We start from the raw sequence: 20,111 nt of genomic DNA on the forward strand, positions 1-20,111 counted from the left end.
GTGGCTCAGGAGGCGACGCCGTCGCCCGCACGGGCACGGTAGGCGCGCACCGCCATGCGATTGCCGCAGCGCGTGCTGCAGAAGCGACGTGACGCGTTCTTCGACAGGTCGAGGTAGACGCCGGTGCAGTCGTCGGCGGCGCAGTGCCGCAGCCGACGCGTCTCGTCGGCGCGGATGACGTCCACGAGGGCCATGGCGGCCTCGACGAGGATCCGTTCGGCGAGGGGTGCCTGCAGCGAGGTCGCGTGGATGTGCCAGTCGAGCTCGTCGTGACGCACGAGGCGGGGCACGGCGCGCGCCTCGGCGAGGATCGCGTTCACCTCGTCGACCATGTCGTCGCGGCTGAGGTCCCAGATGCCGCGGAGCCGCGTGCGGGCCGAGCGGACCTGGGCGAGCTCGCGTGCGTCGTCGTCCCGTCGTCCCGAGTAGTACCACGCGTCGAGGAGCGCGGTCAGTTGGGCCGGTTCGACCAGCTCGTCCTCGCCGGACTCGGAGGCGCCCTCGACCGTGTCGGACAGTGCCGCCACGAACCCGAGCGACGCGACCGTGTCATCAGTGAAAATCATTTGACTCCTGACACTGCTGGCGAGTACTGTCACGAGCATAACGTTGTTCGGGCATGACGTGGCCGAACAAATGCGGACTCGGAAGGGGGCGGCCGTGCGCGGATCACGGGGACTCGTCGGCATCGTGCTCGGCCTCGGCGCCGGCCTCGCGTTCGGCGCGGGCGGCGTGTTCGTCAAGCCGCTCCTCGAGAGCGGCTGGTCGCCCGGCGCCGCCGTCCTCGCGCGCATCTCGATCGCCGCGTTGCTCCTCGCAGTGCCCGGTCTCATCGCGCTGCGCTTCGACCTGCGTCCCCTCTGGCGCGCCCGCTGGACCATCCTGCTCTACGGCCTCGTCGCCGTGGCGGGCGTGCAGTTCGCGTTCTACGCCTCGCTCGAGCGCATCCCGGTGTCGATGACGCTGCTCATCGAGTACCTCGCGCCGATCGCGCTCGTCCTCTTCGCGTGGGCCCGCACGCGCCGGATGCCGCAGCTCATCGTGCTGGGCGGCTCCGTCCTCGCCATCGGCGGCCTCGTCCTCGTGATCGGCCCCGGCGGCGGCGACCTCGATCCGCTCGGCCTCGCATTCGCGGCCGCGGCGATGATCGGCGTGTGCGTGTACTACGCCATCGGCGAGCGCGCCGGCGACCAGCTGCCGCCGGTCGCCCTCGTCGCCGCGGGATTCGTGGTCGGCGCCGTCGCGCTCGCGATCACGGGCGCCGTCGGCCTGCTGCCGATGGAGGCCACGTTCACCGACGTGCCGTTCCTCGGCGGCACCGCGCCGTGGTGGGTCCTGCTGCTCACCGTCGGCGCGATCTCGACGGCGTTCGCGTACCTCGCCGGCATCGCGGCGATCCGCATGCTGGGGGCGCGACTGTCGTCGTTCCTCGGCCTGTCCGAGGTGGTGTTCGCCGGGATCATCGGATGGATCCTCCTCGGCGAGGCGCTCGGACCGCTCCAGATCCTGGGCGGCGCGCTCATCCTGGGCGGGATCGTGCTCGTGCGCATGGAGCGCAAGCCCGCCGACGCGGCATCCGTCGCCCTCGACATCGACCTGGTGCCCGTGGCCGTCGATCCCACTCCGAGCCGGCCGACCGACGCGATCGGCGCGCGCACGCCGTAGGCTCGCGCCATGCGCTTCGGACTCGTCATCCTGCCCCAGTACGAGTGGCCCGAGGCGGCGCGGCTCTGGCGCGATGCCGAGCGGCTCGGCTTCGACCACGCCTGGACGTACGACCACCTCTCGTGGCGCGGGCTGGCGGGGGAGCGATGGCACGCGACCATCCCGACGCTCACTGCCGCGGCCATCGCGACCGACCGGATCCGGCTCGGCACGTTCGTCGCGAGCCCGAACTTCCGGCATCCGGTGCCGTTCGCGAAGGATGTCGCGACCCTCGACCAGATCTCGGGCGGCCGCGTCGTGCTCGGGCTCGGCTCGGGCGGCACGGGGTTCGACGCGTTCGTACTCGGCCGGGGCGAACTCACCGCGCGCGAGCGCTTCGACCGCTTCCGCGAGTTCACCGAGGCGCTCGACGTGCTGCTCCGGTTCGAGGGCGGGTCGCGCGGCTCGGGACGCGGCATCTCCTACTCGGGCGACTGGTTCTCGGCGGTCGACGCGCGCATGGTCGGCGCGCCGGCGCAGGAGTCGCGCACGCCGTTCCTGATCGCCGCGAACGGGCCGAGGTCGATGCGCCTCGCCGCACGCTTCGGGTCGGGCTGGGTCACGACCGGTCCGCAGGCCGATGCCGATGACGCGTGGTGGTCGGGCGTCGCCGAGCTGGTGACGCGACTCGACGACGCATGCGTGGCGGAGGGACGCGACCCGGCCGACCTCGACCGCGTGCTCTCGCTCGACGACGAGGCCCGGTACTCGATGCGGAGCGTCGGCGCGTTCGAGGATGCGGTGGGGCAGGCGCGCGAACTCGGCTTCACCGACGTGGTGGTCCACCGGCCGCGCGAGCAGGGCATCTACGCCGGCAGCGAGGACGTGCTGGAGGAGGTCGGGTCCCGCCTGGAGGCGCTCCGCTAGCCTGTCGAGGTGTCCGCGCCCCGTTTCGTGTCGCCCCTCCGCTGGGAGCCGCTACCGTACCTCGTCCTCGTCATGCTGCTCGTCCTGACGGGAGCCGTGCGGCCAGAGTCCGGGCTCGGCTACGTGCTCCTCCTCGCGGGGATCGGGCTGGCCGCTGCATGGCTGGTGATGGGCTTCCTCCGCGAGCGGCGCATGCGGAACCCCGACCCGATGGGTGACCTGACGAGCCTCGACGGCCTGGAGATCGTCGACGCGTCGTCGGCGGCCGGCGCGGTCCGCATGGTCGTGCCGGTCGCGGACGTGTACCGCCACCAGGCCGCGATCGAGATCGCACGAGTGCACGGCGGCATCGACCAGCACGCGGTACTCGTTCCGCGCGCGCGGCGCTGGCTGTCGCCTCGCTACCGGATAGGCGTGCAGCTCGTCGGCTTCGACCACCCACGGCATGCTGGCTTCGTCGCGGATGCCGCCGACGCGCGCTGGCGCGACGACCTCGACGCGCTCAGTGTGCGCGGGGTGTACGTGCGCGTTCCCGCACGGATCGAGGGCGCTGCACGGCCGTTCCGCGTGGACCTCGACCTCAGCGGGCTCGCCGCGCTCTTCGGAGTCGAGGACGCGCGTCCGGAATGACCCGCCAGTTTCGGGCCAGACGTCCCTCCTTATGCCGGATGTGAGCGGTTGTCAAGTCTGTTGCTGCTGGTGACGCAAGAACTAGGGTTTCGCCTCAGGGGTGTCGACGAGGATGCCCTGAACAGGAGTGACGATGTCCCGAACAGCAAGGATTTCCCGCCGTGCCGGAGTGCTCGCGACCGCAACCGCGGTCGTCGGCGCACTGGCACTCGTCCCTGCCGGGGGTGCGCTCGCCGCGCCACCCGCGAACACGTGCGACGCACGCAACAACAACACGGTCGCGAAGGCGCTCGAGTGCATCGACGCCGACGGCGCGTGGGAGCACCTCGAGGCGCTCCAGGCGATCGCCGACGCGAACGGCGGCAACCGCGCCGCCGGCACCGAGGGCTACGAGGACAGCGTCGACTACGTCGTCGAGCGCCTCGAGGCCGCCGGATGGAACGTCACCATCGACGAGTTCGACTTCACGTTCGTCGGCCCGTCCACGCTGCAGCAGCTCGACCCGGTGAACGCCACCTACGAGACGGGACCCTTCACGGCGTCCGGCTCGGGCACGGTCGAGGGCAACGTGATCCCGATCGACATCGTGCTCGGCCAGCCGAATGACACGGTCGTGACCAGCGGCTGCGAGGCATCCGACTACGCCGGCATCGACTGGAGCGGCGACGCCGACATCGCGCTCATCCAGCGCGGCACGTGCGAGTTCGGGATCAAGGCCGGTCTCGCCGAGCAGGCCGGTGCCGAGGCAGTCATCATCTTCAACCAGGGCAATACGCCCGAGCGCTCGGGCCTGATCGTCGGCACGCTGATCGGCGCGAACACGCTGCCGATCACGATCCCGGTCGTGGGCGCGAGCTACGAGCAGGGCGTGGCGCTGGCGCAGGCCGGCTCGACGGCGCGCATCGTGGTGCCCGAGCCGGAAGAGCGTCCGCAGAAGAACGTGATCGCCGAGCTGCCCGGCAAGAACGACGACAACGTCGTGATGGCCGGCGCACACCTCGACTCGGTGCAGGCGGGCCCCGGCATTAACGACAACGGCAGCGGGTCGGCCGCGCTGCTCGAGATCGCGGAGTCGCTCTCCAAGCTCAAGCCGGAGAACACGCTGCGCTTCGCGTGGTGGGGTGCTGAGGAGTCCGGACTCCTGGGTTCCCAGGCCTACGTCGACGAGCTCGCGACGATGCCCGGTGAACTCGACCGGATCGCGCTCTACCTGAACTTCGACATGGTCGCTTCGCCGAACTTCATCTACATGGTGTACGACGGCGACGAGTCGAGCTTCGAGGCTCCGGTTGTCGTTCCCGAGGGCTCGATCGAGATCGAGGACGTCTTCGAGAGCTACTTCACGAGCCAGGGCATCCCGTACGACGACGCCGAGTTCAGCGGCCGGAGCGACTACGAGGCGTTCATCCTCGCAGGCATCCCGGCCGGTGGCCTGTTCACCGGCGCCGAGGTCGTGAAGACCGAGGAGCAGGAGGCCATCTGGGGCGGCATCGCGGGTGAGCAGTACGACCAGTGCTACCACCTCGCGTGCGACACCATCGACAACCCCAGCGAGGAAGCGCTCGACGTGAACATCGACGCGATGGCCTTCGCCATCCTGGCGTTCGCGTACGACACCTCGGTGGTCAACGGGGTCGCCGGGAAGAACGTGCCCGGTGGCATCTCCTTCCCGACCCCGGCCGGCCCCGAGATGACCGTGGGTTCGGGCGGCGGACACGAGCACGGCGAAGTCGACTGAGTCGAAGGAGAAATCACGGGCGGGGGTGCCGGACGGCACCCCCGCCCTTCTCGTGCGCGGTGCTGGACATGGATGCGGTCGGCGGGAATAGTTCTGTGCAGCCATCCGTTCGACCAATTGCATGCAAAAGCATGGAGTGAGACGAGGAGCCCAGGAGGGCGACATGCAGTTCGGAATCTTCACCGTCAGCGACATCACGCAGGACCCGACCACCGGCCGGACGCCCAGCGAGGCCGAGCGGATCCAGGCGACGGTGACCATCGCCAAGCACGCCGAGGAGGTCGGGCTCGACGTCTTCGCGCTCGGCGAGCACCACAACCCGCCGTTCTGGTCGTCGTCGCCCACCACCACGCTCGCCTACATCGCGGGCCAGACCTCCATGCTGCAGCTCTCGACCGCCACGACGCTCATCACGACGAACGACCCGGTGAAGATCGCCGAGGATTACGCGATGCTCCAGCACGTCTCGGGCGGGCGCGCCGACCTCATGCTGGGCCGCGGGAACACCGGCCCGGTCTACCCGTGGTTCGGCAAGGACATCCGCCAGGGGCTGCCGATCGCCATCGAGGCGTACGAGCTGCTGCACCGGCTGTGGCGCGAGGACGTCGTCGACTGGGAGGGCAAGTTCCGCACCCCGCTGCAGGGGTTCACGTCGACCCCGCGCCCGCTCGACGGCGTGCCGCCGTTCGTCTGGCACGGTTCCATCCGCACGCCCGAGGTCGCCGAGCAGGCAGCCTTCTACGGCGACGGCTTCTTCGCCAACCACATCTTCTGGCCCGCCTCGCACACGGCGCGCATGATCGCGCTGTACCGCCAGCGCTTCGAGCACCACGGCCACGGCACGGCGGCGCAGGCGATCGTCGGCCTCGGCGGCCAGGTGTTCATGCGGAAGAACTCGCAGGACGCCGTGAACGAGTTCCGCCCGTACTTCGACAACGCGCCCGTGTACGGCCACGGCCCCAGCATGGAGGACTTCACGCAGCAGACGCCGCTCACGGTCGGCAGCCCGCAGGAGGTCATCGACCGTACGCTCGGATTCCGCGACTACGTCGGCGACTACCAGCGCCAGCTCTGGCTCCTCGACCACGCCGGCCTGCCGCTCAAGACCGTGCTCGAGCAGCTCGACCTGCTCGGCGAGGAGGTCGTGCCGGTGCTGCGCCGCGAGTTCGCGAAGGACCGCCCGGCCGACGTGCCGGACGCGCCCACGCACGCCTCGCTCGTGACGGCGAGGTACGGCGATGCGGCGCCGCGTCAGGCGACGCCGAACGCGAACCGCGGTGACAACCTGACGGTCGGCTCGCCGTACCAGGACGCCCCGACTGAGGCCCCCGCGGCCCCGACCGGCTCGTCCTTCGGCGCGGCGGCGACCCGGACGGCAGGTGCGCGATGACCGCCAAGAAGATCGTCGTCGTCTCGTCGGGCCTGTCGACCCCGAGCTCGACCCGCCAGCTGGCCGACCGCCTCGCGACCGACGCCGTCGGGCTCCTCAGGGAGCGCGGCGTCGAGGTCGAGGTCCAGGTCGTCGAGCTGCGCGACCTCGCGCACGACATCACGAACCACCTGCTGCTGGGCTTCGCCCCGCCGAAGCTCGAGGCGGCGCTCGACGCGATCGCATCGGCCGATGGCCTCATCGCCGTCACGCCGATCTTCACGACGAGCTACGCAGGGCTGTTCAAGTCGTTCATCGACGTGATCGACCCGCAGTCCCTGACCGACCTGCCGGTGCTGATCGGCGCGACCGGCGGCACGCCGCGCCACTCGCTCGCGATCGACTACGCAATCCGTCCGCTGTTCACCTACCTGCACGCGATCCCCGTGACGACCGGCGTGTTCGCGGCGACCGGCGACTGGGGCGACGGCGGCGACGGCGTCCGATCGCTTCCCGACCGGATCTTCCGCGGCGCGAGCGAGTTCGCCGAACTCGTCGAGCGCACCGACCGGAGCGACCGCGTGAGCGACCCGTTCGCGCTCGACCGGCCGATGGGCCACCTCCTCGGCGGCCTCGCGGGGGAGTAACACCCGAGCACGGCACGACGGATGCCGCGGCGACCCGTTCGCCGCGGCATCCGTGTGTCGCGATCCGGGCCGGACTGCGGCCCGACGGCTCACATCCCGGGCAGGTCGATCGACTCGAGCACCTCGATGGTGCCGATGCGGAGGTGGGGGTGGCCCTTCATGAGCGCGGCGGCCGCGTCGGCATCCGCCGCCTCGACGAGGGAGTACCCGCCCACGGTCGTCGTCGCGGCGTCGGCGCCGTCGGCGTCGACTCGCCGCGCGTTGCCGACCGGCGTCCCGAAGTCGAGCAGGGCCGCGCCGGCGCCCTGCGCCCAGTCCATCCAGACCTGCATGCCGGCCTGGGCGTCGGCCTCGGACTGCTGCATCTGCTCCTCGGCGCCGACGTCGGCGTGGTAGAGCACGAGGTACTTGGTCATCATCGTCCCCGATCGTTCGTGCGGCGGATCGGCGGGCCTGCCGATCGTCCGCGCCGCTCACGCTACGCCCGGATTGCGCCCGCCGGAAGGCCGCATTGCGGCTGAGCCATCCGCCTCATTCGCGACGTCGGGTGGCCAGCCTGAAGGCGGCATCGACGGTCAGCCCGAGCGCGATCGCGACCGCGACCGAGACACCGATCGCCACGAACGGACGGTCGCCGATGGCCGCGCCGACGAGGCTGCCGACCGCGGTGTTGTACAGCGCCCATCCGATTCCGGCCGCGAGCGAGAGCAGCGCGTACCGTCCGAGCGGGATGCGCGCCGCGCCGGCCGCGAGATTGACGGCGATGCGCGCGAACGGGATGTAGCGCGCCGTGAAGACGAGCACGGCCGTGCGCCGCTCCACCGTCGCGCGCACGCGTGCGATCGCCGCGGCGACGCGCGGGCGGCGCTGCCACGCCCATCGCTCGGTTCCGACGCCCCGGCCGATGGCGTAGCACGTGAGGTCACCGGCGACCGCCCCGACGGCGGCGGTGGCCACCACGGCGGCGAGCGGCGGTTCCCCGGTCGCTCCGGCGAGGGCGCCGAGCGCCACGACGGCGGTCTCGCTCGGCAGCACCACGAGGAAGGCATCGCCGACCACCAGGGCGAAGAGGGCAGGGAAGAGCCATGGCGAGGCGATCACCGAGTCGAGCCACGCGTCGTGCACGCGGCAGATCTACCGGACGCGGATGAACGGGATGCGAACCGAGCAGACGGCATTCGGTGGGACGACAGATGAATCGAAAGACATGAGAAACCCTCAATTTGGGGGTCACGGCCACGAACTGCGCGGAGTAGCGTCTGCGCCGGGAGCGTGGCCCTGGCCGCGCACGCCCGCGCGACCCCGTTCGGGAGGGGACAACGGACGCGCGCGATCTCGGCTGCACTCCGCTGCAACCCGAATCGCAACCCGGAGGAACACCATGTCCATTCGTCGAACGCTCGCCGCGCTCGCAGCGACCGCCGCACTCGTGCTCGTCGGCGGATCGCCGGCCTTCGCAGGCAACCCGCACTTCATCAAGAACGCGACGTCCGCCCACCTGAGCGGCGTCAACCTCGTCGTCGACTTCAAGGAGGCCGGCCTGGAGTCCGGCGCCGTCGAGACCGTCGTCGCGAGCGCCGACCTTCGTGCCACCTACTCGTGCGTCAACGGCGGCAACAACGTTCCGTCCGATCCGAAGAAGACCACGATCGACTCCCGCGTCTCCGGGAGCGGCGAGTTCACCGCCGGCCAGAACGGCAACATCCAGGGCTCCGTCACGATCTCGCCGACTCCGGCTGACGAGGCGCTCGACTGCCCGAACGGGCAGACCGCGACCCTGTTCTCGGTCGTCTACACCAACGTGACGATCGAGGATCTCGACAGTGGCGCCTTCCTCGCGATCAGGGGCACGTTCAGCTCGTGATCATGCACTGACGCGAAACGGATCGAGCCGGGCCGGAGGAACGAACCTCCCGCCCGGCTCGACCTGTCGGACGACTCGGCGCTCAGCCCTCGAGCACGAACGTGACCTCGAGCGTGACCGACCATTCGATGACGCGGTCGCCGTCGACCTTGACCTTCTGCTCCTTCACCCAGGCGCCCTTGACGCCGCGCAGTGTCGACGCCGCGCGCGCGATTCCGACCGAGATGGCGTCCTCGAAGCTGGTCTCGGAATATGCCGTGATGGTGGTGACGCGTGCGACCGATGACATGGCGTTCCTCCTCGAACGATTCGGGACGCACCGGACGATGCGCCCGAGTGCCATGTAACTCCTGATCGGCCGATCCCGCGAGGGGTGGCGTGCGCGGATGCCGTGACCGGTTCCGGGCCGGACGTCGAACGACGTCCGTCGATCCGGTGAACCGTCGGCGAAGCCCGGCGTCTCGGCGTGCGCGGCGCGCGCCCTCGCCCGCACGCTGGACACGTGAGAGTCGCACTGCTCGCCGAGTCGTTCCTCCCGCACATGAACGGCGTCACCCACTCCCTGCTCCAGGTGCTCCGTCACCTGGAGCACCGCGGCCACGAGGCACTCGTGATCGCCCCGCGATCGGGTCCCGTCGACCACGGCCTCCACGGCGCGAGGGCCGCCTTCCTCCGATCGGTCCCGCTGCCCGGGTATCCCGAGGTGCGCGTGACCTTCGCGGGTGCGCGACGCCTCGCCGCCGTGCTCGCCGACTTCGATCCCGACGTCGTGCACCTCGCATCGCCCTTCGTGCTCGGCTGGCAGGGCGTGCTGGCCGCAGAGCGGCTCGACGTGCCCAGCGTCGCGGTCTACCAGACCGACGTGCCGGCCTACGCCGAGCGCTACCGGCTGCCCGGCGCGGCGCCGGCGCTCGCCAACCACGTGGGGCGCCTGCACCGCCGGGCGACGCTCACGCTCGCGCCATCCTCGGCGGCGATCGCCCAGCTCGAGGGCTACGGCGTCGACAGGCTGCGGAGATGGGCGCGCGGCGTGGACACCGACCGATTCCGCCCCGAGCGCAGGTCGCACGCCTGGCGGCGGCGCTTCGCGGCCGACGGCGAGGTGCTCGTCGGCTACGTCGGTCGCCTCGCGCCCGAGAAGCAGGTCGAGGACCTCCGGGCGCTCGCCGCGATCGAGGGCATCCGGCTCGTCATCATCGGCGATGGCCCGTCGAGGGCCGCGCTCGAGGCCCTGCTCCCGACGGCGCGCTTCACGGGCTTCCTCGGCGGCGACGCGCTCGCCGAGGCGATGGCCAGCCTCGACGTCTTCGTGCACCCCGGCGAGAGCGAGACGTTCTGCCAGACCGTGCAGGAGGCCCTCGCGAGCGGGGTGCCGGTCGTCGCCACGGGTCGGGGCGGTCCGCTCGACCTCGTGACCTCCAGCCGCGACGGATGGCTCTACCGCCCCGGCGACCTCGGCGAGCTCGCCGCGCGCGTCCGCGACCTCGTCGGCGACGGTGCGAAGCGACGCGCGTTCGGCCGCGCCGCGCGCGACGGCGTCGCCGGGCGCAGCTGGTCGCGGCTTGGCGACGAGCTGCTCGGGCACTACACGCTCGCGAGCCGGCTGAACGCGTCGCCTGCCGGCGTCGCGTCGCCGGCGTCGGTCGCCATCGATCGGCCCGCACCGTCGCGCAGGGTCGCGGGTGATTCGAGCGACGGCGGCGAGCGGATGCCGCATGCGCGCGTCCCGGCCCGGCCCCGGGTTCCGGCGTGGCGCCGGTACGTCGCGGTCGGCGACTCGCTCACCGAGGGGCTCTGCGACTCGTCTCGGATGGCGGCGGGGGAGTACCGCGGCTGGGCCGACCGGCTGGCGATGCTGCTCGCCGCGGCCGGCGACGGCATCGACTACGCCAACCTCGCCGTGCGAAGCCGCCGGATCGACGACGTCGTCAGCCACCAGCTCGAGCGCGCCGCGGCGCTCGACGCCGATCTCGTGACCGTGCTGGTCGGTGGCAACGACCTCGTCCGCTTCGGCGCTCGTCCCGACGCGCTCGCCGATCGCCTCGGTGAGGCGATCCACCGCGTCCGGTCGCACGGATCCGACGTGCTCGTCGTCACGCCCTTCCTTCCGGCCCACGTGCCCCTCGGATCGGTTCGCACGCGCTTCGAGCGGTTCCGCGGACGACTCCTGCCCGTCGCGGCAGAAGCCGGCGCGATCGTGCTCGACGCGTCGCGGCATCCCGTACTCGTCGGCCGCGGCGTGTGGGCCGAGGACCGCGTGCACCTGAACTCCTCGGGGCATCGCACGCTGGCGTACGCCGCCGCCGACATCCTGGGCGTGCCGGATGCCGCGGCGCTCGCCGAGCTCGACGCGGTCCTGCACGGCGACGCCGACGAGCCCGACGCGCCGCCGCTGTCGACCGGAGCATGGCTCCGTCGGCACGCGGCGCCCTGGGTCCGACGGCGGCTGCGCGGCCGCATGGCGGGTGACGGGCTGGCGCCCAAGCACGACACGCTCGTGCGCCTGCCGGGCCGGCCCGGGGAGCGGTCGCGGGGACTGGCCGCCACGTGACCGGGGCGCCGCGCCATCCGCCCCGCGCCCCTCGCTAGGTCGCGACACGCCGAGACTGGTAGGCTCGACGAGGATGCCCGCGTGGCATCCGCTCAAATCAACATGAGCTCGCGCCCGACGACGGGCGCGCACGGAGCAGGCCGGCAGGAAGCTGGTCCCCTGTGGTGGCTTACCAAGCGAGAGCTTGGTGGACTTCTACTGGTGGCCAGCGCTGGCGGGTCACCCGATTGCGCTGATATCTGCCTGTTCCCTGCTCCTTGATCAACCGCGCCCGAACGACGGGCGCGCATGAACAAAGGAGACAGACCTCTTGGAAGGTCCTGAGATCACGTTCGCCGAGACCGTCATCGACAACGGTCGCTTCGGCACCCGAACCATCCGATTCGAGACGGGCCGCCTCGCCCAGCAGGCGCAGGGCTCTGCGGCCGCCTACCTCGATGAGGAGACCATGCTGCTGTCGGCGACCTCGGTCTCGAAGCAGCCGAAGGAGCACTTCGACTTCTTCCCGCTCACGATCGACGTCGAGGAGCGTATGTACGCCGCGGGCCGCATCCCCGGCTCGTTCTTCCGTCGTGAAGGCCGCCCGTCGACCGAGGCGATCCTCACCTGCCGTCTCATCGACCGACCCCTGCGCCCCTCCTTCGTCGAGGGCCTGCGCAACGAGGTCCAGGTCGTCGTGACCGTGCTCGCCATCGAGCCCGACGAGTACTACGACGTCCTCGCGATCAACGCGGCGTCCCTCTCGACGCAGCTCTCGGGCCTGCCCTTCTCGGGTCCGGTCGGCGGCGTGCGCGTCGCGCTCATCGACGGCCAGTGGGTCGGCTTCCCGAAGTACTCGCAGATCGACGAGGCCGTCTTCAGCATGGTCGTCGCCGGTCGCGTGGTGACCGAGGCCGACGGTTCACAGGATGTCGCGATCATGATGATCGAGGCCGAGGCCACCGACAACGCGTGGAACCTCATCCAGGCCGGCGGCGTGAAGCCCGACGAGACCGTCATCGCGCAGGGCATCGAGGCGTCGAAGCCGTTCATCAAGCAGCTCGTCGAGGCGCAGCAGAAGGTCGCCGCGACGGCGGCCAAGCCCACCGTCGACTACCCGACGTTCCCGCCGTACCAGCCCGAGACGTACGACGTGGTCGCGGGCCTCGCGTACGACGAGCTCAAGGGCATCTACCAGATCGCCGGCAAGGTCGAGCGCCAGGACGCCGACGACGCGCTCAAGTCGCGCGTCAAGGAGCAGGTCGCCGCCAAGGTCGAGGCCGGCGAGCTGCCCGAGTCCGCGATCGCCGAGGTCTCGGCCGCGTACAAGTCGGTCACCAAGCTCGTCGTGCGCTCGCGCGTCCTCACCGAGGGCGTGCGCATCGACGGTCGCGGCGTCGCCGACATCCGCCCGCTCGACGCCGAGGTGCAGGTCATCCCGCGCGTGCACGGCTCCGCCATCTTCCAGCGCGGCGAGACCCAGATCCTGGGCGTCACCACGCTGAACATGCTGAAGCTCGAGCAGCAGATCGACTCGCTGAGCCCGGTCACCAAGAAGCGCTACATGCACAACTACAACTTCCCGCCCTACTCGACGGGTGAGACGGGACGTGTGGGTTCGCCCAAGCGCCGCGAGATCGGCCACGGCGCGCTCGCCGAGCGCGCGCTCGTGCCCGTGCTGCCGACCCGCGAGGAGTTCCCGTACGCGATCCGCCAGGTGTCCGAGGCGCTCGGCTCCAACGGCTCGACCTCGATGGGCTCCGTCTGCGCGTCCACGCTGTCCCTGCTGAACGCGGGCGTGCCGCTGCGCGCACCGGTCGCGGGCATCGCGATGGGCCTCATCTCCGACACCGTCGACGGTGAGACGCGCTACGCGGCGCTCACCGACATCCTCGGTGCCGAGGACGCGCTCGGCGACATGGACTTCAAGGTCGCCGGCACGTCCGAGTTCGTCACCGCGATCCAGCTCGACACGAAGCTCGACGGCATCCCCGCCTCGGTGCTCGCGGGCGCGCTGACCCAGGCCAAGGAGGCGCGCAGCACCATCCTGCAGGTGCTGAACGCCGCCATCGACGGCCCCGACGAGATGGCCCCGACCGCGCCTCGCGTGATCTCGGTGCAGATCCCGGTCGACAAGATCGGCGAGCTCATCGGGCCCAAGGGCAAGACGATCAACGGCATCCAGGACGAGACCGGTGCCGAGATCTCGATCGAGGAGGACGGCACCGTCTACATCGGCGCGACCGACGGCCCCTCGGCCGAGGCTGCCCGCGCCGCGGTGAACGCGATCGCCAACCCGACCAACCCCGAGATCGGCGAGCAGTTCCTCGGCACCGTCGTGAAGATCGCCGCGTTCGGCGCGTTCATCTCGCTGCTTCCGGGCAAGGACGGCCTGCTGCACATCTCCGAGGTGCGCAAGCTCGCCGGCGGCAAGCGCGTCGAGAACGTCGAGGACGTCCTCGGCGTCGGCCAGAAGATCCTCGTCGAGATCACCAAGATCGACGACCGCGGCAAGCTGTCGCTCGCCCCGGTCATCGCCGAGGACGCCGACACGAACGGCCGCGGTGCGACCGGCGAGCACACCGAGGCTCCGGCCGAGGGTGCCGACGCGGAGGCGTAAGCCACCCATCTCGCACCGGATGCCCGTCCCGATTCGTCGGGGCGGGCATCCGTCGTCTCGGCTGCGGTGATCAGAGCGGAAGATGGCCGGCGCTGCGGATGAGCGCGTCGCGCTCGGCCAGCGCCGACTCGGCGACGGTGCGCGCCTCGAGGCGGGACAGGATGCGATCCCGGTCGGTCCGGCGGGTGGCTCGACGGAGTCCCCAGCCGGCCAGGTCGAGCCCGGTGCGGACGGCCCAGCCCGCCATCAGGCCGGATCCGGGGGAGAGTGTGGCGGCGTTCATCGGTGCTCCTTCGGTGAGGGTTCGTCGGTGGGCTCCCCGCGGACCAGCGGGAATGCGTTGACATGGATCTGGACGGGTCGGGAGCCCGGCGAGGGCGTGCGCTTGTAGGCGTCGAGGTACTTCTTGAACACGACGTCGAGGTCGGCGACGAGTGCGCCGAGCTGCTCGGGGGTGAGACGCAGGTTGATGGTGTCACTCGTGGCGATGTCGAGCCACTCGGGCCCGAACACCTGCTCGCCCTCGGCGACGAACTCGCGGAAGTTCTGCTCGCGGGAGCGGAACCACTCGTCCTCGACGAGCTTCGCGGCGAGCCGCTCGGCACTGCCCGGAGGCAGCGACCGCGTATCGGGGACCGCGACCGAGCCCGGCGTGCGCTCCCACCAGCGTTCGCGACCCTTCCCGCGAGTCGGGTCCTCGCGCACGAGCCCGGCGCGTTCGAGGTGGCGCAGGTGGTAGCTCGTGGCCCCGCTGGACTCGCCGAGCCGTTCGGCGAGGCCGCTGGCCGTGAGCGGGCCGTACGCGGAGAGCTCGTCGTAGATGCGCACGCGCAGCGGGTGCGCGAGGGACTTCAGGCTGGCGCTCGGCAGCACGTGGTCGATGCCGGGGTGGCGGGTGCTGCTCGGCTGGGCCTGGACGTCGTCATCGTTCGTGGTGGCCATGGATGCAAAGGTACCGCTGCAAAGAAAATGTTGCAAGCAGTTCTTTGCAAATATGTCTTGGGAGGCCGAAGGCTGGAGCGATGCAGGTCGTTCAGCCGGGGAGATCACGCGCCACGGCCCGCGCGAGCCGGTCCTCGGCGCCGGGCGCGAGCGAGAGGTACAGGATCGGCTCGATGAGCTCGAGCTCGAGCACCGCGAGCCGCCCGTGGTAGCGCACGACGTCGATCCGGGCGTAGTCGAGCTCCCACGGCAGCTGCGCGTACAGGTCGTGAACCGCGGCGAGATCGGCCGCCGCCGGAGCATGCGCCTCGACGGTTGCGCCGTAGATCCCGTGGGCCCGGAAGTCGCCCGTGGCCGGGCGCTTGCGGACGACGTGGCTCACCTCACCGCCGATGACGGCATACGAGTACTCGCCCTCGTCGATCACGGACGGCGCGAACGGCTGCACGAACACCGGGCCGGCGGCCGACGCGAGGTGCCGCTCGAGGTGCGACGCCGGCAGGCGCGTCACGTCGGCCGCGCCGACGCCGACCACGGGCTTCACGACCAGCTCGTCCCAGCCGATCGCGGCGACGGCCCGGAGCGCTGGCCCCGGGTCATCCGGACGCGCCCGGATCAGAGGCACGACGGACACGCCCCACCGTGCGAGGTCTTCCAGGTACCCCTTGTCGCTGTTCCACCGGACGGCCGCGACCGGGTTCCGCACGCGACATCCGCGGCCCTCGATGGCCTCGAGCGCCGCGAGGAACTCGGGCAGTCGGTCGACGTAGTCCCACGTGCTCCGAAGCACCGCGAGGTCGAACGTCGACCAGTCGACCTGCGCCGACCACGGCACCGACTCCGCCTCGACACCGCGGCGGGCGAGCCCCTCGATCAGCCGCCGGTCGTCATCGAAGAGCGCGTCGACGTCGGGGATCTCCCACGTGACGAACCTCGGGAGCCGTTCGCAGCGGAGGACGGCGACGCGCATGTCGCACCCATCTCACCGCGTGAGCAGCGGCGCCAGCCGGTAGGGGATGAGCTCGCCCATCGCGAGCGACGTCTCGGTGCGCTCGACGCCGTCGATCGCGAGGATCTCCTCGTCGATGCGGAAGAGGTCGTGGGCATCGCGGCACACGACCCGGACGAGCAGGTCGACCTGGCCCGAGAGCCCGTGCGCCTGGATCACCTCGGGGATCTCGGCGAGCTGCCGCACCACGTCGGCGAGCACCTTCTGGCGCGCGTGCACCGAGACGAACGCCTCGAGCGGGTAGCCGAGCGGCGACGGGTCGATGCTGCGCTCGAACGAGAGGAAGGCGCCGGATGCCTCGAGCCGAGCCATCCGCGCCTGCACCGTGTTGCGGCTCATCTTCAGCCGGTCGGCGAGGGCGACGACGGTCGCGCGCGGGTCGTCGGCGAGCGCCTTCAGCAGCGCCCGGTCGACTGCGTCGTACCCGTTCATTGCGCCACACGTTAGCACGGTCATCGGGGCCTGCACCATGCAATCTGCGCAACTCGTCCGTGTCTGCTTGAGCCGATTGCCAGATCGTCGTACGCTGGCGGTATCCGGCATCGGCGCCGGGTGCGACGCTGCCCACAAGGCGGCCGAGCCGACACGGAGGTTCGACCATGACCCCTTCCGACCGAGAGGCGACCGGGCTGCTCACACGCCCCGGCGACTTCGTCCAACTCCTCGACCCGTCAGGCACCCGCCACGCGAATCCCGAGTTCGATCCCTGGGTCGCCGACGTCGACCTCGACGCGCTGGTCGGCCTGCACCGTGACATGGCCGTCGTGCGCCGCCTCGACACCGAGGCGACGGCGCTGCAGCGCCAGGGCGAGCTCGGCCTGTGGCCGCCGCTGGCCGGCCAGGAGGCCGCGCAGATCGGCTCGGCGCGCGCGCTCCACGACGACGACTTCGTGTTCTCGAGCTACCGCGAGCACGCCGTGGCATGGCTGCGCGACGTGCAGCCGCACGAGCTGCTGAGCGTGTGGCGCGGGTCCGCGTCATCCGGTTGGAACCCGTTCGAGAAGCGGATGGCGATCCCGAACATCATCATCGGGGCGCAGTCGCTGCACGCCGTCGGCTGGGCCATGGGCGCGAAGTGGGAGGGCTCCGAGTCGGCCTCGATCGCGTACTTCGGCGACGGCGCGACGAGCGAGGGCGACGTCAACGAGGCGCTCGTGTTCGCGGCGAGCTTCGCCGCGCCCACCGTGTTCTTCTGCCAGAACAACGGCTGGGCCATCTCCGAGCCGGTGGGCCTGCAGTCGCACCAGCCGCTCGCGCGGCGTGCCGACGGCTTCGGCATGCCTGGCATCCGCGTCGACGGCAACGACGTGCTGGCCGTGCTCGCCGTCACCCGCTGGGCGCTCGAGCGCGCCCGCCGCGGCGAGGGCCCGACCTTCATCGAGGCCGTCACGTACCGCATGGGCCCGCACACGACGGCCGACGACCCGAAGCGCTACCGCACCGACGACGACCTCGCGCACTGGCGCGAGCGCGACCCGATCGCGCGCGTGCACGCGCTCCTCGCGGCATCCGGTGCCGACACCGACGCGGTCGACGCCGACGTCAAGGCCGCCGCCGACCGTGCGGCCGCCGACCTGCGCGCCGGCATCACGGCCATCCCCGACCCCGAGCCGATGAGCGTACTCGACCACGTCTACGCCGAGCCGAACTCGCACCTCGAGCGCCAGAGGGACCGCTACGCCCGGTACCTCGCGATGTTCTCCGACGAGGACGGAGGCAACCGATGACCACGGTCACCTTCGGGAAGGCCATCAACGAGGGCCTCCGCCGTGCGCTCGCCGACGACGACAAGGTCGTGCTGCTCGGCGAGGACATCGGCACGCTCGGCGGCGTGTTCCGCGTCACCGACGGGCTCAAGGCCGAGTTCGGCGAGCAGCGCGTGGTCGACACGCCGCTGTCCGAGGCCGGCATCGTGGGTTCGGCCGTCGGGCTCGCCTACCGCGGCTTCCGGCCCGTGGTCGAGATCCAGTTCGACGGATTCGTGTACCCGGCCTTCGACCAGATCGTCGCGCAGGTCGCCAAGCTGCACTACCGCTCGCGCGGCACGGTGCGCATGCCCATGGTCATCCGCATCCCGTTCGGCGGAGGCATCGGAGCGGCCGAGCACCACTCGGAGTCGCCCGAGGCGTACTTCACGCACACCGCCGGGCTGCGCGTGATCGCGTGCTCGAACCCGGCCGACGCGTACGTCATGATCCGCCAGGCCATCGCGAGCGACGACCCGGTGATCTTCCTCGAGCCCAAGCGGCGGTACCACGTCAAGGGCGAGGTCGACCTGGGCGCCAGCCTCGCCGACGCGCGCCCGATGGGCGTGGCCACGGTCGTGGCATCCGGCCGCGACGTGACGCTCGTCACGTACGGCGCACTCGTGCAGACGGCGAAGGATGCCGCGACCGCCGCCGCAGAGGAGGGCGTGTCGATCGAGGTCATCGACCTGCGCTCGCTCTCGCCGGTCGACTACGCCACCATCGAGGCCTCCGTGCGCCGCACGGGCCGGCTCGTCGTCGCCCACGAGGCGGGCGAGCAGGGCGGCGTGGGCGCCGAGATCGCCGCGTCGATCACCGAGCGCTGCTTCGAGTACCTCGAGGTCGCGCCCGTGCGCGTGACCGGCCACGACATCCCGTACCCGCCCGCGAAGCTCGAGCAGTTCCACCTGCCCGACCTCGACCGCATCCTCGACGGCGTCGACCGGGCGATGGGCCGGCCGAACTCGCTGTCCGAGGCGTCGGATGTCTCAGGGGTGGAGGCGTGAGCATGATCCGCGACTTCGCACTGCCCGACCTCGGCGAGGGACTCACGGAGTCCGAGATCGTCGCGTGGCGCGTCAAGGTCGGCGACCAGGTCGAGCTCAACCAGATCATCGCCGACGTCGAGACCGCCAAGGCGGTCGTCGAGCTGCCGTCGCCGTTCGCCGGCACCGTCACCGCGCTCCACGCGGCCGAGGGCGAGACCGTGAACGTCGGCGAGAAGTTGTTCTCGTGCGACACGGGCGAGCGGGCCGGGGCGGATGCCGCCGCGCCGGCGGAAGCCGCCGCGGCCGAGGCATCGGCGCCCGCGTCGGCGCCGGCCGAGGCCGCCGAGACCCGGGAGCCGACCCTCGTCGGGTACGGGGCGGGCGCCGAACGCGGACCCAAGCGGCGTGCACGCCGGGTCGGGGGCGGCGATGCCGCCTCACTCAGCGACGACCTCGTCCCGGCACCGCCGGAGCACGACCGCATCGAACCCGACACCGCGACGCACTCGGTCAACGGACTGCACGACGCCGACGAGCGCCCCGAGCGTCCGCGCTCGACGCCGCCCGTGCGCAAGCTGGCCCGCGACCTCGGCATCGACCTCGAAGCGGTCGTCGGCACGGGGGAGCGCGGGCTCATCACGCGTGCGGACGTCGAGGGCGCGGCATCCGGCACCCGCGCGCCCGCCGCAGCGGCGACGCCCGAGATGGTTCGCGCCGGCACCGACGCGGTGGCCGACGAGATCCGCATCCCGATCAAGGGCGTGCGCAAGCACACCGCCGCGGCGATGGTGCGCAGCGCGTTCACCGCTCCGCACGTCACCGAGTTCCTCACGCTCGACGTGACCGCGACGATGGAGCTCCTCGCCGCCATCCGCGCCGACCGCGCGTACGCCGGTCACAAGGTGACGCCGCTCACGGTCGTCGCGAAGGCGCTGTGCATCGCGGCGGCACGCACGCCCGAGGTGAACTCGCGCTGGGACGAGGACGCGCAGGAGATCGTGCGGTTCGGCCACGTGAACCTCGGTATCGCCGCAGCGACCGAACGCGGGCTCGTGGTGCCGAACCTCAAGGGCGCCGAGCGGATGACGCTCATCGAGCTCGCCGACGCGATCGCGTCACTCGCCGACACCGCTCGCTCCGGCAAGACGGCGCCGGCCGACCTCTCCGGCGGCACGATCTCGATCACGAACATCGGCGTCTTCGGGATCGACGCGGGCACCCCCATCCTGAACCCCGGCGAGGCGGCGATCCTGGCGATGGGCGCCGTGCGACGCATGCCGTGGGAGCACCGCGGCGAGATCGTGCTGCGCGAGGTCATGACGCTCTCGCTCTCGTTCGACCACCGCCTGGTCGACGGCGAGCAGGGTTCACGATTCCTCGCCGACATCGGGCGCATCCTGCGCGACCCGGGTCTCGCACTGACGATGGCCTGAGCATTCGCCGGGGGTGGCGCGCCA

The 20,111-nt window shown here is 71.3% G+C and carries 20 protein-coding genes; 12 read left to right on the forward strand and 8 right to left on the reverse strand.

Annotation, left to right across the window (positions count from 1 at the left end; translation table 11 throughout):
* Positions 1–5 precede the first annotated feature (5 nt).
* Positions 6–566, reverse strand: coding sequence for a CGNR zinc finger domain-containing protein (locus ACFQ58_RS17195; RefSeq protein WP_376952400.1), 561 nt, complete (start codon positions 564–566; stop codon positions 6–8).
* Between the two features lie 94 nt (positions 567–660).
* Here ACFQ58_RS17195 and ACFQ58_RS17200 point away from each other — a divergent pair, with 94 nt between their 5' ends.
* The 6 genes from ACFQ58_RS17200 (at position 661) to ACFQ58_RS17225 (ending at position 6,955) form a co-directional block, all read left to right on the forward strand.
* Positions 661–1,665, forward strand: coding sequence for a DMT family transporter (locus ACFQ58_RS17200; protein WP_376952401.1), 1,005 nt, complete (start codon positions 661–663; stop codon positions 1,663–1,665).
* Positions 1,666–1,674: 9 nt separating this feature from the next.
* Positions 1,675–2,571 carry an LLM class flavin-dependent oxidoreductase gene (locus ACFQ58_RS17205; RefSeq protein WP_376952402.1) on the forward strand — a complete coding sequence of 299 codons (897 nt, stop codon included), beginning with the start codon at positions 1,675–1,677 and terminating at the stop codon, positions 2,569–2,571.
* A 9-nt stretch (positions 2,572–2,580) separates the two neighbouring features.
* The gene (locus ACFQ58_RS17210; protein WP_376952403.1) at positions 2,581–3,201 is read left to right on the forward strand and encodes a hypothetical protein; all 621 of its coding nucleotides are present in this window, start codon (positions 2,581–2,583) and stop codon (positions 3,199–3,201) included.
* A 133-nt stretch (positions 3,202–3,334) separates the two neighbouring features.
* Positions 3,335–4,939: a M28 family metallopeptidase gene (locus ACFQ58_RS17215; RefSeq protein ID WP_376952404.1), complete on the forward strand. Its 1,605-nt coding sequence runs from the start codon at positions 3,335–3,337 to the stop codon at positions 4,937–4,939.
* Positions 4,940–5,102: 163 nt separating this feature from the next.
* Positions 5,103–6,329, forward strand: a complete 1,227-nt coding sequence (locus ACFQ58_RS17220; RefSeq protein ID WP_376952405.1) for an LLM class flavin-dependent oxidoreductase — start codon at positions 5,103–5,105, stop codon at positions 6,327–6,329.
* Entirely contained in the window at positions 6,326–6,955 is a 630-nt protein-coding gene (locus ACFQ58_RS17225; protein ID WP_376952406.1) for a CE1759 family FMN reductase, read from the forward strand. The genes ACFQ58_RS17220 and ACFQ58_RS17225 overlap by 4 nt, the downstream gene beginning before the upstream one ends.
* 89 nt (positions 6,956–7,044) lie before the next feature.
* On the opposite strand, the gene ACFQ58_RS17230 is transcribed toward ACFQ58_RS17225, so the two are convergent.
* Both ACFQ58_RS17230 and ACFQ58_RS17235 read right to left on the reverse strand, forming a co-directional pair.
* The gene (locus ACFQ58_RS17230) at positions 7,045–7,374 is read right to left on the reverse strand and encodes a YciI family protein (protein ID WP_376952407.1); all 330 of its coding nucleotides are present in this window, start codon (positions 7,372–7,374) and stop codon (positions 7,045–7,047) included.
* A 112-nt stretch (positions 7,375–7,486) separates the two neighbouring features.
* Entirely contained in the window at positions 7,487–8,080 is a 594-nt protein-coding gene (locus ACFQ58_RS17235) for a DedA family protein (RefSeq protein WP_376952408.1), read from the reverse strand.
* Between the two features lie 256 nt (positions 8,081–8,336).
* Here ACFQ58_RS17235 and ACFQ58_RS17240 point away from each other — a divergent pair, with 256 nt between their 5' ends.
* Positions 8,337–8,819 (forward strand): hypothetical protein, encoded by a 483-nt coding sequence (locus tag ACFQ58_RS17240; protein ID WP_376952409.1) that lies wholly within the window; start codon positions 8,337–8,339, stop codon positions 8,817–8,819.
* An 82-nt stretch (positions 8,820–8,901) separates the two neighbouring features.
* Here the strand turns inward: ACFQ58_RS17240 and ACFQ58_RS17245 are convergent, their stop codons facing one another.
* Positions 8,902–9,108 (reverse strand): dodecin family protein, encoded by a 207-nt coding sequence (locus ACFQ58_RS17245; protein ID WP_376952410.1) that lies wholly within the window; start codon positions 9,106–9,108, stop codon positions 8,902–8,904.
* Between the two features lie 213 nt (positions 9,109–9,321).
* Between ACFQ58_RS17245 and ACFQ58_RS17250 the strand changes: the two genes are divergently transcribed.
* Positions 9,322–11,370 (forward strand): glycosyltransferase, encoded by a 2,049-nt coding sequence (locus ACFQ58_RS17250; protein WP_376952411.1) that lies wholly within the window; start codon positions 9,322–9,324, stop codon positions 11,368–11,370.
* Positions 11,371–11,680: 310 nt separating this feature from the next.
* A complete protein-coding gene (locus tag ACFQ58_RS17255; RefSeq protein ID WP_376952412.1) occupies positions 11,681–13,969 on the forward strand; it encodes a polyribonucleotide nucleotidyltransferase in 2,289 nt (762 codons plus the stop codon).
* 70 nt (positions 13,970–14,039) lie between these two features.
* On the opposite strand, the gene ACFQ58_RS17260 is transcribed toward ACFQ58_RS17255, so the two are convergent.
* From ACFQ58_RS17260 to ACFQ58_RS17275, 4 genes are all read right to left on the reverse strand, one after another.
* Positions 14,040–14,252 carry a hypothetical protein gene (locus ACFQ58_RS17260; RefSeq protein ID WP_376952413.1) on the reverse strand — a complete coding sequence of 71 codons (213 nt, stop codon included), beginning with the start codon at positions 14,250–14,252 and terminating at the stop codon, positions 14,040–14,042.
* Positions 14,249–14,911, reverse strand: coding sequence for an ArsR/SmtB family transcription factor (locus tag ACFQ58_RS17265; RefSeq protein ID WP_376952414.1), 663 nt, complete (start codon positions 14,909–14,911; stop codon positions 14,249–14,251). The genes ACFQ58_RS17260 and ACFQ58_RS17265 overlap by 4 nt, the downstream gene beginning before the upstream one ends.
* A 91-nt stretch (positions 14,912–15,002) precedes the next feature.
* Positions 15,003–15,881 (reverse strand): RimK family alpha-L-glutamate ligase, encoded by an 879-nt coding sequence (locus tag ACFQ58_RS17270; protein WP_376952415.1) that lies wholly within the window; start codon positions 15,879–15,881, stop codon positions 15,003–15,005.
* A 12-nt stretch (positions 15,882–15,893) separates the two neighbouring features.
* Positions 15,894–16,352 carry an Lrp/AsnC family transcriptional regulator gene (locus ACFQ58_RS17275; RefSeq protein ID WP_376952416.1) on the reverse strand — a complete coding sequence of 153 codons (459 nt, stop codon included), beginning with the start codon at positions 16,350–16,352 and terminating at the stop codon, positions 15,894–15,896.
* Positions 16,353–16,519: 167 nt separating this feature from the next.
* On the opposite strand from ACFQ58_RS17275, the gene pdhA reads away from it, so the two are divergent.
* The 3 genes from pdhA to ACFQ58_RS17290 are packed head-to-tail and all read left to right on the forward strand — an operon-like array spanning position 16,520 to position 20,087.
* On the forward strand, positions 16,520–17,647 hold the full coding sequence (pdhA, locus tag ACFQ58_RS17280) for a pyruvate dehydrogenase (acetyl-transferring) E1 component subunit alpha (protein ID WP_376952417.1): 1,128 nt from the start codon (positions 16,520–16,522) through the stop codon (positions 17,645–17,647).
* On the forward strand, positions 17,644–18,672 hold the full coding sequence (locus ACFQ58_RS17285) for an alpha-ketoacid dehydrogenase subunit beta (protein WP_376952418.1): 1,029 nt from the start codon (positions 17,644–17,646) through the stop codon (positions 18,670–18,672). Before pdhA ends, ACFQ58_RS17285 begins: the two co-directional genes overlap by 4 nt.
* A gap of 2 nt (positions 18,673–18,674) precedes the next feature.
* Entirely contained in the window at positions 18,675–20,087 is a 1,413-nt protein-coding gene (locus tag ACFQ58_RS17290) for a dihydrolipoamide acetyltransferase family protein (RefSeq protein ID WP_376952535.1), read from the forward strand.
* The last annotated feature ends 24 nt before the right edge of the window (positions 20,088–20,111 follow it).

It is taken from the genome of Agromyces sp. NPDC056523 (genome assembly GCF_042794545.1).
Lineage (GTDB): Bacteria > Actinomycetota > Actinomycetes > Actinomycetales > Microbacteriaceae > Agromyces.